The sequence below is a fragment of the Ruegeria sp. genome (assembly GCF_965199275.1).
Lineage (GTDB): Bacteria > Pseudomonadota > Alphaproteobacteria > Rhodobacterales > Rhodobacteraceae > Ruegeria.
In genome coordinates, this window is sequence record NZ_CBDAQX010000022.1 from 22,864 (window position 1) to 38,265 (window position 15,402).

Sequence of the window (15,402 nt, forward strand, 5' to 3'; positions counted from 1 at the left end):
TGATGGAAGCTCAGCTGATGGAGACGCACTGGACAGAGCGCTGGATCGGGCATCGGGCGGAAGATTGCGCCGCGCTGGTCTCGCATGTGCTGCGCGTCGAGTTCGGGTCCGACATCGCCCTGCCCGCCGCGCCGGGCGGCATCCGCGCCAATGACGCGGCCATCCGGGACGCGCTCATGTGTGAAGCCGGGCGCAAAACCGGATGCGCAACCGGGCGCGCAACCGAAGGCGGGATCGCCCGGCGCCTGGGTGCGCGCGAGAGGGCGTGCGACGGGGACGGTGTGCTGATGCGGGCGCGCGGACGCCGCGCGGGGCTGGGCCATCACATCGGGCTTTATGCCGACATGACCGAGCCGGCCTGCCTGCACTGGCAACCGGGGCTGGGCACGGTGCTGCACCGGTTGCGCATATTGCCCGCACGCGGGCTTGTGGTGGTCGGGCTCTATCGCTGGGAGACAGGATCATGACCTCAAAAACACCCTCAAAAACACCCTCAAAAACACCCTCAAAAACACCCTTCAAACCCCCTGTGACGGCCTCTCAGGTCGGCTTTGCAAGCGCCGATCTGTGGCCGCACCCGCTGACCGCGCAGGCCCGGGTGCCGGAGATCATCCTGCCCCTGCCCGCGCGCACCCATGACGCCCCACCTGAACCCTTGAGCGTGGCCCAGGCGCTGGATCTCGCCTGGCCCGCGCGGGGGTCCCTGCCGGTAAACGTAAGCCTTGACGGGATCGCCCTGCCGCCCGGGGCCTGGGCGCACACGGCCCTGCGCCCCGGCCAGCGCCTCACATTGCGCGCAGCCCTTCAGGGCGATGATTCCAACCCGCTTGCGGCCATCCTGACCATCGCCACCATCGCCATCGGCGGCTGGGCCGCCTCCGCCATCGCCTCAAGCGGCGCGCTTGGTTTTGGGGCCGGCAGCCTGGGGGCACAGGTTGCCGGCGCCCTGGCCGGGGCCGCCATCTCCACCGCCGGCGGGCTGATCATCAACGCGCTGGTGCCCGTGCGCGACGCGGACGGGCTGGACCAGGACGCGCCCGCCCGCCGCGATTATTCGCTGAGCGGCGGTGCCAACCGGGCCCGGCCCTACGCGCCGCTCCTGCTCACCTTCGGACGCCACCGCGTCTTTCCCGATCTCGGCGCAAAACCCTGGACCGAGTTCGAGGATGACGCGCAGTTCCTCAATCTCAGCCTCACATTCGGCCTGGGCAACCTGCATCTGGAGCGCGCCGACCTGCGCATCGGCAACCAGCCGCTGTCGGACTTTCCAGGCGCACAGGCGCAGATCCTGCGCGGGCCCGATCCCACATGGCCTGCCAATGTCGACACCATCCAGGGCGCAGAGCTCGAAGGCCGCCGCCTGATCTCGCGCCGTACAAGCCCCGGCACCAACCGCTTCGATCTCGACATCACCGGGCAGCTCTTCGGTCTGCGCAAACGCTCCGGCAAACCCTACGCTCTCTCCCGCGAGATCGTGATCAGCTATCGCAGGGTGGGCGTGCGCGAGGGCTGGACCCGCCGCCGCGTCACGCTGCGCGCAAATGGCGACAGCCCCCGCGACGGGCTGCGCCGCACCATCCGCATCCACCCCGGGGCGACCGCGCAGTGGGAGGTCCGCGTGCGCCGCCGCACCGCGCCCTCGGGCGCGGATAACGAGATCGACGCGCTGGCCTGGGCCGCGCTGCGCTCCTTCCAGCCCGATACCGCCGACTATAGCGGCCAGACCCGGCTGCGCCTGCGCCTGCCCGCCTCGGCCCAGGCCTCCGGCCAATTGCCCGCCATCCACGCCATCACCCGGCATCTACTGCCCCGCTCGGTCTCGCGCCGCGCCAAACCCCGCGCCACCTCCAACCCGGCCTGGATCCTGCTCGCCTTCCTGCGCGGCGGCTTTGTCTCGGGCCGCCTTGCCTGGGGGCTGGGACTGGCTGACCGGCGCATCGACCTGCCCTCCTTCACCGCCTGGGCCGCCTGGTGCGAGAGGCAGAACCTCACCTGCAATCTCAGCCTCGACCGCCCCGTTCCCTCGGCCCGGATCATCCGCACCATCTGCCAATGCGGGCGGGCCAGCCCCACATGGGCCAGCGGCAAGCTGGGCGTGGTGTGGGACGACCCCGCAACCCCCGCCACCGCGCTCATCACCCCCGGCAATATCATAGCGGGCAGCCTCGAGATCACCTGGTCCGGCGAAAAACCCGCCGATGAGATCGCCGTGCGCTATCTCGACCCGGACGCCGACTGGCAATTCCAGACCCTGCGCCGCACCATGCCGGGCGTCACCACGCCCAAACGCACCGCAACCCTCACGCTGCCGGGCGTCACCACGCCCGCCCAGGCCGCCACCGAAGCCAATCTGCAGGCCGCCCGCCAGCTCTATCACCGCCGCCGTCTCACATGGGAGATGGCCGCCGAAGGGCTCTCCATCGCCCGGGGCGACGTGGTGCGCCTCACCCATTCCCTCATCGATGGCGGCCAGACCGGACGGCTCGTCACGGTCCTGCCGGCTGACGCCGCCAGAAACCTTCCCGAACGCTGGGACCTGGGCCAGAGCTTCGAGATCGCGCAAGACGAGAGCTGGTATGCGATGCTGCGCCTGGGCGATGGTCGCCTCATCACCCGCGCGATCACCGCCGACGGAGCCCTGGTGCGCCCCGCCAGCGCCCTGCCCGATGACTGGCAGCACGAAGAGACGGAGGTGTCGGATGTGCTCTGGCGCGTCTATCCCGGTGACGCCCCGCCCGCGCCCCTGCGCATCGTGGGCTTTGAACCGGTCTCGGCCACGCGCATCCGGCTCGAGGCCATCGACGAGGTGGCCGCCTATCACAACGCCGCCACCGCCGATCTCAGCGCGCCCCTGCCGCTGCCCGCTCCCCAAAGCCCGGCCGTGCTCGATGCCGCGATCACCGATCGGGCGCGCGCCGACGGAACCACCGAAGTGACCCTGCGGCTCACCACATCCGGCCCCTGGCAGGGCGCGACCATCCGCGCCCGCGACAGCCATGGCTGGCGCGTCGTGGCAGACGACCGGCAGGCCGTCACCACATATATCTTCTCAACCGATGATGCCTCCGGCCGCGAGATCGACATCGAGATCACCCCCGGCTCCCGCGCCGCCCCCCTCGGGCCCGTCTTCACCACCACCCATACCCTCATCGGCGACAAAACCGTCCCCATCGCCGCCCCCGAAGGCTTCGGGGTCGAGATGCTGGGCGATGGCGCCCGCCGCTTTACCGCCACCCCGCCCCCTGACGGGCGCGTCGCCGGCTACGCCCTGCGCTACGGGCCCGCGCGCGCTGCGGCCACATGGGAGGCGCTCACCCCGCTCCTGCATGGCCGGATCACCGCCCTGCCGCTCGAGACACGCCTGCCACCCGCCGGGCGCTGGCGCTTTGCGCTCGCCGCCCTGAACAGGGATGGCGTGCCCGGAGAGGCCGCCTTCACCGGCCCCGTCGATCTGGCGGATGCGGTCAAACTGCCCGTCACCCAATATGCGTTCCGCGCCAGCGCCACGCAGAACGCGCCACCCGCCCGCCCGGGGCCTGGCGGCAGCGACAGCGATACCCATCTGCCCGCAGGATGGCAGCGCATACCGGTCAGCCTCACATCCAAGGCCCCCTTCCAGTGGATCACCGAACGCAAGGGCCGCACCGGCGGCGGGCCCTGGACCCGCTGGAGCAGCCCCGCGCTCTGGTCCTCCCTGGGCGCGCAGGGCCGGCCCGGACAGGACGGACAGGACGGGCAGGATGGACAGGACGGCGCCAGCGTCGAGCGGCTCTTCACCCGCACCGCCCATGCCACCCCGCCACCGCCGCCGGGGCTGACCGGCTCAGGCACGCAAGAGGACCCCCATGTCCTGACCACCCCGCTCGGCATCCGCGCGCTCGATATCTTCCCCCTCCTCAAGGGCCTCGACCCGCCGGGCCCGGCCTGGACCGCCACATGGTTCCGCTTCACCGCACCCCGGGGACGCGCCGGCACCTGGCGCATCACCATGGACGGCGCCCCCGACCAGGGCACCGACTGGGCCATCTTCAGCGCCAAGGGCAATGCCGCGCGCCGCGGGGCAGATGATCATCTCGACATCACGCTGAGGGCCGGCGAGCGCTTCACCTTCCGGCTGCTTTTCTACAATCTGCGCTCCCGCGACACCGTCACCGCCATGACCCTCAGCCTCACCCCGCCCGCGCAAACGGGTGAGGCGGCAACAGGGGCGGCAACAGATCCGGCCCAGATGCCCGGCTACACGCCCCCGCCCTGGTCCGCCACGCCCCTGGGTGTCACCGTGGAGCAGCCATATGAATGGATCAGCGAGCGGCGCGGGCGCGCGGGGCTCTGGGGGGCGTTTTCGCGCCCCGCGCTCCTGGGCAGATATGCACGCGACGGCATCCCGGGGGCCGCCGGTCAGCCGGGACGCGACGGCACCGACGGGGACCCGGGCCAGGACGGGCAGCCGGGACGCGACGGGCAGGATGGGCGTGACGGGCAGGATGGCGCTGGGGTCGAGATGATCTTCCGGCGCACCGCCACCCGCCGGGCGCCCGCAAGACCGCAGACAACGCCCGCGCAGTCCAGGGCAAATGATCATGTGCCCCCCGGCTGGTCCGATGATCCCGTCGGGATCACGCGCGACGCGCCCTATCTCTGGGCCAGTCGCCGCACCGGCTCTTCGGGCAACTGGGGCGCGTTTTCGCCACCCGAGCTTTGGGCCCGCTATGCACGCGACGGCGCCCCGGGGCGACCGGGCAGGAAGGGCGATACCGGCGATACCGGCCGGCAGGGGCGACCGGGCCTTGATGGTCCGGGTGTCGAGTTCATCTTTCGCGCCACCAGCACCCCGATCCGCCCCGCCACCCCGCGCACAACAGCCACCCAGCGGCGCCTCGACGATCATGTGCCCGAGGGCTGGGTTGATGATGCCCCTGACGTCAGCGCCGCCAGACCCTATCTCTGGGCCAGCCAGCGCAAAGGCTCCTCCGGCAACTGGGGGGCGTTTTCCCGACCGGTGCAATGGACCAGATATGCACGCGACGGCGCCCCGGGGCGGCCGGGCAGGAAGGGCGATACCGGCGATACCGGCCGGCAGGGGCGACCGGGCAGGAAAGGCGATACCGGCGGCAAGGGAGACAGGGGGGACAAGGGAGACCCCGGCCGCAACGGGCGTGACGGGCGCAACGGCATCAACGGGCGTGATGGCAGCAATGGCGCGCGCGGGGCGGGCAGCTATGCCCGGCGCGTCAGCGCGCGCGGCTGGGTGAACAGCATCGCCGATCGCGCAACCCCCGGCGCCAATGTCACCGGCGATGTGGTCACCCTCACCGACAGCGCCGGAGGCTGGGCCGAAACCCGCGCCTGGACCGGCACCGCATGGCTCCCCGTCACCCATGTCATCAACGGCAATACCGTCATCCCCGGCACGCTGCTGGCCGAGGCCCTCGCCGCCGGCCAGATCGACGGCACCCATCTGCGCGCCGACACCGCGCTCATCACCGGCGGCGTCCAGATCGGCCCCGGCCTCATCACCCTCACCCATCTCGATGACAGCCTCATCGGCGATGTGGCCCGGGGCGCGCGCTGGCGATTGGACGCGTCGGGCAGGGCGCGCACAAGAAAAAACCAGCGCTTCTCCACGCGCCGCAGTGATGGCGGCTCCGATATCGTGGTGCGCAGGGACAGTGCCGACGAGATCATCCGCTACGCGGTCGAGGTCTCGGGCGGCGGGTTCACCCCGCCTTCCTCGTCCTATTGGTACGAACATAGCCGCAACAGCGAGGGTTCAGAATCGGCCGTGGGCACAAGATACAACAGCGCAACCTTCAACGTCCGGCTCGAGGTCCGGCTCGACAATGTCGTCATCCGGACCCTCAGCATCAGCGTCACCACCGGCGCCGCAGGCCGTGCCGTTCTCAGCGGGGTGCTGCCCGCCCGGCTCACCCCGGTCGGCCGGCAGAAAAGGCTCACCCTGCGCGCAACAGGAACCGTACGCACCGGGGGCGCGAGCGTCGCGGGTATCAGAGGCGGCAGCACACGGGTCGCATGGAGTGCTGCCGCATATCTCACCCTCACCGCACGAGAAACCCGCCCCTTCGCCTGATCCCGTCGCCTGACCCAGGATATGACCCATGACACAAAGCCCAGTGACACAAAGCCCAGTGACACAAGACCCCACCGCACAAGACCCCGCGCCACAAACGCTCTCCTACGACGCCTTCGCACAGGCGCTCCTGGCCCTCACCGAGACAGGTCTTGCCCTGCCTCACGACATCCTGCCATGGACCGCTTTCCCCGAAGAGGCCGAGCCCCCGGAGACCATCACCAAAACCATGTGGGACCGCTACACATGGAACCCGCCGCAATTCGCCGCCGCCACACAGCCCGACCCCTATGGCCGCGAAGATGCAAAGGCCGGCGACAAGCCCGCATGGGACAGCCTCACCCGGCACGCCGTGCACCAGGCCTGCGAAGAGGCCCGGCAGCACAAGCACGCCCAACTGGCCGCAGAGCTTGCACGCCGCACCACCTTCACCCACAACGCCCGCACCTGGCAGGGCGATACCAAAAGCGCCGCAGCCATCACCGCCGCCGCCCTGCGCGCCGCCGCAGAACCCAACTGGCCCAAAGACTTCGTCTGGATCGATGCCGCAAACACCCGCGTCCCCATGCGCGCAGAGGACATCACAGCCCTCGCCAAAGCCCTCTCGGCCTGGCAGAGCGCCCGCCGCATCCACGCCCGCACACTCAAGGATGCCATCACCGCCGCCACAACCGCAGAGGCAATCCTTGCCATAAACGTCGCACAAGGATGGCCGGAGCACGCCACCCAGCCCCAATGACGCGCCCGCGCGGATATGCTAAAACACGTACAACGGAGATCGGACATGAGCCAGTACACACCGTCCTCAATGGAATATCTCGCCGCCAGAATCGACGACAAGCGCAAGGAACTCGAGGCGCTCGAGGCGCTCCACAAGACCCTGCTTGAGGCTTTCGGCCGTCGCCTGCCAAATGAAGCCGCCGATCTGGCCCTTTCAGAGATCCTCCTCAATGGCCGCTGACGGGCAGTTCGTCACACGGCTTGTCATGCAGGAGGGCGCGACCAGCAGATTTGAGCCCCGCACCTTCACGCGATGGCTCGGCGTGTTCCTGTCCGACATCGAAGCCATGCTGGGGCCCAGAGATCCCGCCTTCACTGTCCTCGGCATCGAGTTTGTCGATACATGCCATGAAATGCCCAAGACATGGTTCCCGGACACCCATCCTCATGGCAAGCATGTCATTGTGCACTTGAACCGGTCCGCAATGCAGGACGGGGCAAGGGCGCGCTGGCAACTCGCCCACGAATGCGTTCACCTCATTGATCCCGGGCAAGGCGTTGCCAGTGTAATGGAAGAAGGTATCGCGACCTGGTTCCAGAATACCGCAACCACACGCAGCTTTCACAACGGCAGCGGGCCATATGCAGAAGCCGAACGCCTCGTATCACCCGTGATCAGGGAACTCTGCGACACGATCAGGTTCTTCAGAACGCAAAACCGCCTGCACCTTGATGATATCGCGCCAGTACACCTTCAGAACCGCAACCCGAACTGGTCCGGCGACTTCTGCCGCGCTCTCACCGAGCCGTTTTCTGCCCTCCGATGAAGAAAAGGCCGATCACAACTCCCGCCCCCGTAATTTGACTGCAGCCGGTTCCAGCACACAATACCGTCGCATCAAACACCAAATTGAGCACGAAACTGTCGCGCCAGAAATCAACGCGAAAATCACAGGGATTGAGCACGAAACTGTCGCGGATTGAGCAATAATTCTGTCGCGCTACAGATTGCAATGGCGAAAAGCATGGTTGTGTAGTCATAAGGTGCCAGCATCGACGCCTGACCAAACCGATAGGACGAAGTGACAAGGATCTGCGCAACCCCACCGATCAGGCCCACAACGACCAATAACAGAGCCTGATCCAGTGTCGGCATGGTCCAACCCCAAAACACGGTCAGCGATGAAAGCAGCGTTGCCGTGATCGAGAAATAGAACACGATGGCGGCGGGGTGGTCGACCTTGACCAATTGCCGGATATGGATTTGCACAAAAGCCCGCGCGATGGTTGCAGCCAGAACGCAAAGGGCGCCAATCGTTGCCGCCACCTCCATTTCAGTGCTTCCGAGCCGCGGCCAGAGCATGATCAGAACCCCCACCAGCCCCAGCATCACCGCACCGATGCGGATCATGCGAATGCGCTCGCCCAATAGTAGGGCGGCTAGGACGAGGGTGAAAATTGGGGTCGCGTAGCCGATGGCGGTGACCTCAGGCAGAGGCAGCAGGCTGAGGCCGGTAAAGGTCAAACCCATTGCGCTGGTGCCCAGAACGCCACGCCAGAAATGGCCAATGGGTTTCTTGACGACAAAGCCTTGTGACAACTCCCCGCGCCAGATCAGCCAGGCAATGATGACGGGAATCGCCAGGAGCGACCGGAAAAAGACCAACTCACCCGGTGGGAAGTCCTCGGACAACGCTTTGACCAAGGCCGACATCAAGGTGAACAGCATCAAAGCGGTCAATTTCAGGCCCACAGCAAGAGCCGGGCGGTGCGATGTCAAGGATTGTGCCATTGGCCGGGAACCTGCGCTTTTGGCGCGGAAAGATCAACGACAGGATTGTACCAATCAGGGGGAATTCCAGGCGTCGGGGACAGGGTGGCCGATTTCATCCGCGAAGGCCCTGAGGAATTCAAGCATCTGCGCCCGGCGTTCTTGCGCCAGAGCATGGCCCGCCTCGGTCAGCATGTCGTCGGGCAGGCTCAGCAGTTTCACTTTCCAGTGGTCGATCGAGAAATTCAGGTCGTCCAGATCGCGCGCCTCGGCAAAGGGATCTTCGGGGTCATATAGATCCCGGCCCAATGCACCAGCCACCGCAAAGGTGCGCGCGATACCGATGGCCCCCAGCGCATCTAGCCGATCCGCATCTCGCAGGATACGAGCCTCGGGCGTGCGCGGCAGTATGTTGGCCGAGAAGCTGTGCGCTTCGATCGCGTGTTGGGTGGCTTGGATATGTTCGTCGGAAAAGCCCAATTCCTCCAGAATAGGCTCTGATTCCTGCGCGGATTGGCGTGAGGCCAAGTGGCGGTTCGGGTCGTTCTTTGGCAGGTTGATCAGATCATGTAGATAGCTGGCGGCCAGCAACACAGACAAGTCCGCCTGATCATCTGCAATTGCTTGCACGTTTCGCCAGACACGGTCCAGATGGGCCAGATCATGGGCAGGATCGGTCTGCATTCGCTGCGCGACGATGCCGCGGAGGCGGGTGCGCAGATCAGCCAATATGTCCACGGTTCTCACCAATCTGGCCTCGGTGCAGCAGCAGATGGTCAAGGATCACGCAAGCCATCATCGCCTCACCCACCGGTACCGCGCGGATACCGACGCAGGGGTCGTGGCGGCCTTTGGTGATGATCTCGGTTTCCTCACCGGATTTGGTGATCGTCTTGCGCGTGGTCAGGATCGACGAGGTCGGTTTGACCGCAAAGCGAACCACGATGTCCTGTCCGGTGGAGATGCCACCCAGAATGCCGCCCGCATGGTTAGAGCTGTATTGGGGGCCGTTCTGGCCCATGAAGATCTCATCAGCGTTGGCCTCACCGGTCAGTTCAGCTGCGGCCATGCCTTCGCCGATCTCGACGCCTTTGACGGCGTTGATCGACATCATCGCGGCGGCCAAATCAGTGTCTAACTTGGCATAAATCGGCGCGCCGAGCCCGGCGGGGATGCCGCGCGCAACGACTTCGATGATCGCGCCGACCGAGTTTCCGGACTTGCGCAGGTCATCCAGATAGGCGGCCCAATCCTCGGCGGCTTGGGCGTCAGGCGTCCAAAAGGGGTTCTGTTCGATCTGCGACCAGTCAAAATTGGCGCGGTCGAATTTGTGCGGGCCGATCTGGGTCATGTAGCCGGTGATCTGCACATTGGGTGCGATCTGTTTGATCGCTTCACGCGCCAGCCCTCCAGCCGCAACGCGCGAGGCGGTTTCACGGGCCGAACTGCGCCCTCCGCCGCGATAGTCGCGGATGCCGTATTTCTGCCAGTAGGTGATATCGGCATGTCCCGGGCGGAACTTCTCCATGATATCACCGTAGTCTTTTGAGCGCTGGTCGGTGTTTTCGATCATCAGCTGAACGGGCGTGCCGGTGGTCTGGCCTTCGAACACGCCGGACAGGATTTTGACCTGATCAGGTTCGCGCCGCTGGGTGGTGAACTTGTTCTGCCCCGGTTTGCGCTTGTCCAGCCAGTGCTGGATCATCGCCTCGTCGATCTGCACGCCCGGAGGGCAGCCGTCGACCGTCGCGCCCAAAGCGGGCCCGTGGCTTTCGCCCCAAGTGGTGACGCGGAAGAGGTGTCCAAAGCTGTTCATCGACATGGGGCGGGCTCCTTTGCGGGTTGTGATTAGCGGGGAGAGCCTTTGGCCTCAAGTGGATTTGCGTCTGAAATGGGGGAGGGGGCTCTGCCCCCGTCGCGCAAGCGCGCCTCCCCCGAGGTATTTTCAAACAGAAGAAGGATCAGGCCGCCTTGATCGCCTGACGGGTTTTCGTGATGTTGAGGGCGGCGGTGGCGGCCTCGCGTCCTTTTTGTACGAAATGGTCTCGGTAGATGGCGTTGTGGTGGTCGGTTTCCTGATATTGATGTGGTGTGAGCGAGACCGACAGGACCGGAACGCCCGTGTCGAGGCTTGCGCGCATCAGGCCGTCAACCACGGCCTGGGCCACGAAATCGTGCCGGTAGATGCCTCCATCAACCACGAAGGCGGCACAGGCAACAGCTGCATATTGGCCGGTTTGGGCCAGATCGCGTGCGATCAGGGGCATTTCAAACGCGCCGGGGACGTCGAACACATCAACCTGATCGGCGGGGATGAGTTCCAGAAACCCCTCGAGCGCGCGGTCAACGATATCGGAATGCCAGTTGGCTTTGACAAAAGCATAGCGGGTGTGTGTCATCAGGATCTCCTTAGCAAAACAGACACTTCACCCAAGGCGATCACGAGCAGACACGCCGAATCATCGACGCGTCTGGCACGTTCTCTTTCATCCGGACTTTAACCGTCGGCTCTGGCCTCTCACCAGATCTGCTGACACCTTTCCGTAAACACGGTGAGGCCGCTCGCGGGCTTACGGGTCACCGCCCGCATACCGCCGGTGGGGAATTTCACCCCGCCCTGAGAACGAGGCGGACCTTGCATAGATTGGGCCTCCTCTGCAAGAGATTTGGCAGGAGGAATCTCATGCACCCGAATCCCGCATTTCGCGCTGAGGAGATCAGCCGACATATCGCCTTTGCTCGCGAACGCGCCTTTGGCGTCTTGGCCGTGTCGACGGATGCCGCGCCATTGATCAGCCACGTGCCGTTTCTGCTGTCCGAGGATGGCTCGGTGGCTGAGCTACATCTTGTTCGGTCGAATCCGATTGTTCGGCTGCTGAAGGCACCGCAGGCAGCCCGGATCGCGGTTTCTGGACCGGATAGCTATGTGTCGCCCGATTGGTATGAGGTGAGCGATCAGGTGCCGACATGGAACTATGTCGCCGTTCACCTAACCGGCTTTCTGGAATTGCGCCCGGCGGAGGAGATGCCAAACCTGCTGGACCGGCAGTCGGCGTTTTTCGAAGACCGGTTGCGCCCGAAGCTGCCCTGGCACAGCAGCAAAATGGAGGGCGACGCGCTGGAGCGGATGATGCGGATGATTCTGCCCTGCCGGATGCGGGTCGAGGACATTCAGGGCACGTGGAAGCTTAACCAGAACAAGCCCGATGACGTTCGGATGCGGGCGGCGGAGCAGGTCGGGAGTTTTGGAATCGGCTCGGAGGTGCAGGCCCTACAGGCGTTGATGCGCGCTGTAGAGCTCTCGGGGAAATGACGGCTTTTGTTTTCTGTACCCTGTTGTAAGGTCGGCCCAAACAAAGGAGTGCGCGCATGAAACTCTATCACAGTCTGACTTCGCCCTATGTCCGTAAGGTTATGGTTTTGTTGCATGAAACAGAACAGCTAGAGGATGTTGAGTTGGAAACGGTGGCAGGTACACCTTTAACCCCGGCAGGGCCCTTAATCGGAAAGGCTCCTTTGACCAAGGTTCCGGCGCTGGAGCGGCCCGACGGCCCGACCCTGTTCGACAGTCGCGTGATCTGCGCCTTTCTGGATGACCGCGCCGGGGGGCGGTTTTATCCCGAAGGTGCACGGCGCTGGGATGTTCTGACGCTTGAGGCGCTGGCAGATGGCATTTTGGATGCGGCGCTGCTGATGACCTATGAAAGTCGGCTGCGTCCCGAAGGCAAGCAATGGGATGAATGGGTGGATTCGCAGTGGGTCAAGGTCGAGCGCGCCTGTGCCGTCCTGAACCAGCGCTGGATGGCGCATCTGTCGGGTCCGCTGGACATGGGGCAAGTGGCCGTTGGCTGTGCGCTGGGCTATCTGGATCTGCGTCATGATGCGCGAGGCTGGCGCAAGGGCAATGATGCCCTTGCAACCTGGTTTGCCGAGTTTGACGCGCGTCCGAGCATGGTCGCCACGCGCCCTGTGACGTAAACCTTACTGGCTGAACGTCGCTAGGTAGGCGGCGATGTCGTCCGCGCCTTTCTTGAGCTTCACGCTCATGTTCGGGCGGGCGGTATCGTCCTGAAGAAACTCCTTGATGAACCCGATCGGGTCTTCGGAGTATGCGGCGATGTTTTCCTCGGTCCAGACCAGACCTGCGTCACCGGCGCGGATCATGTCGTCGGTGAACATGCCGATGGGCAGGCGTTCGCTGCCATAGCGATAGTCGTTCTCGGATCCGGCGGTGCGGCCCACGACCCCGTATAGGTTGGGGCCTGTGATGCCGCCTTTGACTAGAACCTCGCCATCCTTGATGATCGCGTGGCAGGCCGAGCAGCGGTTGTAGAGCTTTTCGCCTTTGGCGGGGTCTCCGGCCGCGGCGGCTTGGGTCGAAACAGAAATCGTTAACAGAACGACGGCCAAGTGGGTCTTTGACATGGGGGGTCTCCTGATCGGCGTTCGCGCGAAACCGGGCATCAGGTATTCGCGCAATAAGTGCAACAGGAAACAGGCCCGTTCGGCACGCGAAAAATCGTCTATTTCAGGCATATGATTTGTTGCTGAACAAACCCGGTTTCGTATGTCGGATTTTTCAGGTTTTCGCACCAATGCGACCCGCTTGTGCTGTCGGCCCAGGTTCGCTGGTCCCGGTCAGATTGGGGTCACAGGGCGCGAATCAAGCGGGGCTGATTCGACGCTTCGTTGAAACATGAGGACGAGAAACATCAAAAAGACTGCCCCGCGCGATGATAAATTACGCAGATGCGGCGTATTGCGCATTCAACACCGCTGGACGAATACTATTCTGCTCGGTAGAGAATTCCGCTAAGACCCGGCATCCGTGCCGGGTTCCAGCTATTGGCCCGTTCGCACGGGCGCTAGACAATCGGAGAAAACCTCGTGTCCCACGTAGAAGACCACGAAGGCACCCGCAGAGATTTCCTGTACTACGTCGCGGGCGGCGCAGGGGTCGTTGCGACCGGTGCTGCGGTATGGCCTATGATCAATCAGATGAACCCGTCGGCGGATGTGCAGGCTCTGTCCTCGATCCGTACGGATGTAAGCGGGGTTGAGCCGGGTACACAGCTGACGGTCAAGTGGCTGGGTAAACCGGTCTTCATCCGTCACCGCACAGGCGCTGAAATCGCCGAAGCGCAGCAGCAGGACGAAGAAGCGGTAGGTAACCTGCCTGACCCGCTGGCCCGGAACTTCAACATCAACGCCGATGCACCCGCGACCGACGCAAACCGCGTCATGCCATCGCCCGAAGGCGAGGCAGAGGGCGCGTGGATCGTTCAGATGGGCGTTTGTACCCACCTGGGTTGTGTGCCTCTGGGTGATGCCGGCGACTTTGGCGGCTGGTTCTGCCCCTGCCACGGCTCGCACTACGATCTGGCAGGCCGGATCCGCAAAGGCCCCGCGCCAGAGAACCTGCCGATCCCACCGGTCGAGTGGGTCGACGCTTCAACCATTAAACTCGGCTAAGGGAGACCCAACTTATGTCCGGCATTCCCCACGATCACTACGAGCCGAAGTCAAACGGCGAAAAGTGGCTACACAGCCGCCTGCCTATCGTCGGCCTTATGTACGACACCCTGATGATTCCCACACCCAAGAACCTGAACTGGATGTGGATCTGGGGCATCGTTCTGGCCTTCTGCCTGGTGCTGCAAATCGTCACCGGCATCATGCTGGTTATGCACTATACGCCGCATGTCGATCTGGCCTTCGCCAGCGTCGAACACATCATGCGTAACGTGAATGGTGGTTATTTCATCCGCTACCTGCACATGAACGGCGCGTCGCTGTTCTTTGTCGCGGTCTACATTCACATGTTCCGTGGTCTCTACTACGGCTCATACAAGGCCCCGCGTGAGATCACGTGGATCATCGGTATGCTGATCTACCTGATGATGATGGGCACCGCCTTCATGGGCTACGTTCTGCCCTGGGGCCAGATGTCCTTCTGGGGTGCGACCGTGATCACCGGCCTGTTTGGCGCGATCCCGTTTGTGGGTGATGCGTTGCAGACATGGCTGCTGGGTGGACCCGCAGTGGATAACGCCACGCTGAACCGCTTCTTCTCGCTGCACTATCTGCTGCCGTTCATCATTGCGGCGCTGGTTATCGTGCATATCTGGGCCTTCCACACCACCGGCAACAACAACCCTACGGGTGTTGAAGTACGTCGCGGCTCAAAGGCCGAGGCCGAGAAAGACACGCTGCCCTTCTGGCCGTATTTCGTGATCAAGGATCTGTTCGCTCTGGCGGTCATCCTTGTCGTGTTCTGGGCCATCGTGGGCTTCATGCCGAACTATCTGGGCCATCCCGATAACTATATCGAGGCCAACCCGCTTGTGACGCCTGCACATATCGTGCCCGAATGGTACTTCCTGCCGTTCTACGCGATCCTGCGCGCCTTCACCGGCGAGGTCTGGGTTGTTCAGTTCGCCAGCTTCATCACCGGCGGCATCATTGATGCGAAATTCTTCGGTGTTCTGGCGATGTTCGGTGCGATCCTGGCCATGGCGCTGGCGCCCTGGCTGGACACCTCGACCGTGCGTTCGGGTCGGTATCGTCCGATGTTCAAATGGTGGTTCTACCTGCTGATCATCGACTTCTTTGCCCTGATGTGGCTGGGTGCGATGCCCGCGGAAGAGCCCTACGCGACCTTCTCGCTGATCGCCTCTGCGTACTGGTTTGCGTATTTCCTCGTAATCCTGCCGCTGCTTGGCGTGATCGAGAAACCTCTGGCCCCGCCTGAGACCATCGAAGAAGACTTCAACGCGCATTATGGCAAGGCTGACGCCGACGCCACGCCGGCCGAGTAAGAAGA

General features: G+C 64.2%; 14 protein-coding genes, 1 pseudogene and 1 riboswitch. Of the genes and pseudogenes, 10 read left to right on the forward strand and 5 right to left on the reverse strand.

What is annotated here, in order from left to right; translation table 11 throughout:
* The first annotated feature begins 2 nt into the window (after positions 1-2).
* The 5 genes from ACOERD_RS19865 to ACOERD_RS19885 are packed head-to-tail and all read left to right on the forward strand — an operon-like array spanning position 3 to position 7,635.
* Positions 3-467: a hypothetical protein gene (locus ACOERD_RS19865; protein WP_419737945.1), complete on the forward strand. Its 465-nt coding sequence runs from the start codon at positions 3-5 to the stop codon at positions 465-467.
* Positions 464-6,088 carry a host specificity factor TipJ family phage tail protein gene (locus tag ACOERD_RS19870; RefSeq protein ID WP_419740192.1) on the forward strand — a complete coding sequence of 1,875 codons (5,625 nt, stop codon included), beginning with the start codon at positions 464-466 and terminating at the stop codon, positions 6,086-6,088. The genes ACOERD_RS19865 and ACOERD_RS19870 overlap by 4 nt, the downstream gene beginning before the upstream one ends.
* Before the next feature lie 28 nt (positions 6,089-6,116).
* On the forward strand, positions 6,117-6,827 hold the full coding sequence (locus ACOERD_RS19875; protein WP_419737949.1) for a DUF4376 domain-containing protein: 711 nt from the start codon (positions 6,117-6,119) through the stop codon (positions 6,825-6,827).
* Positions 6,828-6,872: 45 nt separating this feature from the next.
* Complete coding sequence (locus tag ACOERD_RS19880; protein ID WP_419737950.1) at positions 6,873-7,049, forward strand: hypothetical protein; 177 nt, start codon at positions 6,873-6,875, stop codon at positions 7,047-7,049.
* Positions 7,039-7,635 (forward strand): hypothetical protein, encoded by a 597-nt coding sequence (locus tag ACOERD_RS19885; RefSeq protein ID WP_419740193.1) that lies wholly within the window; start codon positions 7,039-7,041, stop codon positions 7,633-7,635. The genes ACOERD_RS19880 and ACOERD_RS19885 overlap by 11 nt, the downstream gene beginning before the upstream one ends.
* A gap of 122 nt (positions 7,636-7,757) precedes the next feature.
* Here ACOERD_RS19885 and ACOERD_RS19890 read toward each other — a convergent pair whose 3' ends face one another.
* The 4 genes from ACOERD_RS19890 to ACOERD_RS19905 all read right to left on the reverse strand — a co-directional run bounded on the left by ACOERD_RS19890 (position 7,758) and on the right by ACOERD_RS19905 (position 10,978).
* Complete coding sequence (locus tag ACOERD_RS19890) at positions 7,758-8,600, reverse strand: DMT family transporter (RefSeq protein ID WP_419740194.1); 843 nt, start codon at positions 8,598-8,600, stop codon at positions 7,758-7,760.
* A 54-nt stretch (positions 8,601-8,654) separates the two neighbouring features.
* Positions 8,655-9,326 carry an HD domain-containing protein gene (locus ACOERD_RS19895; RefSeq protein ID WP_419740195.1) on the reverse strand — a complete coding sequence of 224 codons (672 nt, stop codon included), beginning with the start codon at positions 9,324-9,326 and terminating at the stop codon, positions 8,655-8,657.
* Positions 9,301-10,401, reverse strand: coding sequence for a chorismate synthase (gene aroC, locus ACOERD_RS19900; RefSeq protein WP_419740196.1), 1,101 nt, complete (start codon positions 10,399-10,401; stop codon positions 9,301-9,303). The genes ACOERD_RS19895 and aroC overlap by 26 nt, the downstream gene beginning before the upstream one ends.
* A gap of 139 nt (positions 10,402-10,540) precedes the next feature.
* On the reverse strand, positions 10,541-10,978 hold the full coding sequence (locus tag ACOERD_RS19905) for a 6,7-dimethyl-8-ribityllumazine synthase (protein WP_419740197.1): 438 nt from the start codon (positions 10,976-10,978) through the stop codon (positions 10,541-10,543).
* A gap of 75 nt (positions 10,979-11,053) precedes the next feature.
* Positions 11,054-11,208: riboswitch (FMN riboswitch) on the reverse strand.
* Positions 11,209-11,262: 54 nt separating this feature from the next.
* Between ACOERD_RS19905 and ACOERD_RS19910 the strand changes: the two genes are divergently transcribed.
* Positions 11,263-11,892, forward strand: coding sequence for an FMN-binding negative transcriptional regulator (locus ACOERD_RS19910; RefSeq protein ID WP_419740198.1), 630 nt, complete (start codon positions 11,263-11,265; stop codon positions 11,890-11,892).
* Between the two features lie 56 nt (positions 11,893-11,948).
* Complete coding sequence (locus tag ACOERD_RS19915; RefSeq protein ID WP_419740199.1) at positions 11,949-12,557, forward strand: glutathione S-transferase; 609 nt, start codon at positions 11,949-11,951, stop codon at positions 12,555-12,557.
* A 3-nt stretch (positions 12,558-12,560) separates the two neighbouring features.
* Here ACOERD_RS19915 and ACOERD_RS19920 read toward each other — a convergent pair whose 3' ends face one another.
* Positions 12,561-13,004: a c-type cytochrome gene (locus tag ACOERD_RS19920; RefSeq protein WP_419740200.1), complete on the reverse strand. Its 444-nt coding sequence runs from the start codon at positions 13,002-13,004 to the stop codon at positions 12,561-12,563.
* A 153-nt stretch (positions 13,005-13,157) separates the two neighbouring features.
* Here ACOERD_RS19920 and ACOERD_RS19925 point away from each other — a divergent pair.
* The 3 genes and pseudogenes from ACOERD_RS19925 to petB all read left to right on the forward strand — a co-directional run.
* Positions 13,158-13,256, forward strand: a pseudogene (locus ACOERD_RS19925) (hypothetical protein); the annotation flags it as partial.
* A gap of 210 nt (positions 13,257-13,466) precedes the next feature.
* A complete protein-coding gene (gene petA, locus ACOERD_RS19930) occupies positions 13,467-14,051 on the forward strand; it encodes a ubiquinol-cytochrome c reductase iron-sulfur subunit (RefSeq protein ID WP_170379708.1) in 585 nt (194 codons plus the stop codon).
* Positions 14,052-14,065: 14 nt separating this feature from the next.
* The gene (gene petB / locus ACOERD_RS19935; RefSeq protein WP_170379706.1) at positions 14,066-15,397 is read left to right on the forward strand and encodes a cytochrome b; all 1,332 of its coding nucleotides are present in this window, start codon (positions 14,066-14,068) and stop codon (positions 15,395-15,397) included.
* The last annotated feature ends 5 nt before the right edge of the window (positions 15,398-15,402 follow it).

Excerpts from the sequence above, each read along its gene's own strand:
- ACOERD_RS19910 (WP_419740198.1), top strand. The coding sequence starts at position 11,263 with ATGCACCCGAATCCCGCATTTCGCGCTGAGGAGATCAGCCGACATATC.
- ACOERD_RS19865 (WP_419737945.1), top strand. The coding sequence starts at position 3 with ATGGAAGCTCAGCTGATGGAGACGCACTGGACAGAGCGCTGGATCGGG.
- ACOERD_RS19920 (WP_419740200.1), bottom strand. The coding sequence starts at position 13,004 with ATGTCAAAGACCCACTTGGCCGTCGTTCTGTTAACGATTTCTGTTTCG.
- ACOERD_RS19890 (WP_419740194.1), bottom strand. The coding sequence starts at position 8,600 with ATGGCACAATCCTTGACATCGCACCGCCCGGCTCTTGCTGTGGGCCTG.
- ACOERD_RS19915 (WP_419740199.1), top strand. The coding sequence starts at position 11,949 with ATGAAACTCTATCACAGTCTGACTTCGCCCTATGTCCGTAAGGTTATG.
- ACOERD_RS19880 (WP_419737950.1), top strand. The coding sequence starts at position 6,873 with ATGAGCCAGTACACACCGTCCTCAATGGAATATCTCGCCGCCAGAATC.
- aroC (WP_419740196.1), bottom strand. The coding sequence starts at position 10,401 with ATGTCGATGAACAGCTTTGGACACCTCTTCCGCGTCACCACTTGGGGC.
- ACOERD_RS19875 (WP_419737949.1), top strand. The coding sequence starts at position 6,117 with ATGACACAAAGCCCAGTGACACAAAGCCCAGTGACACAAGACCCCACC.
- ACOERD_RS19870 (WP_419740192.1), top strand. The coding sequence starts at position 464 with ATGACCTCAAAAACACCCTCAAAAACACCCTCAAAAACACCCTCAAAA.
- ACOERD_RS19905 (WP_419740197.1), bottom strand. The coding sequence starts at position 10,978 with ATGACACACACCCGCTATGCTTTTGTCAAAGCCAACTGGCATTCCGAT.
- petB (WP_170379706.1), top strand. The coding sequence starts at position 14,066 with ATGTCCGGCATTCCCCACGATCACTACGAGCCGAAGTCAAACGGCGAA.
- ACOERD_RS19885 (WP_419740193.1), top strand. The coding sequence starts at position 7,039 with ATGGCCGCTGACGGGCAGTTCGTCACACGGCTTGTCATGCAGGAGGGC.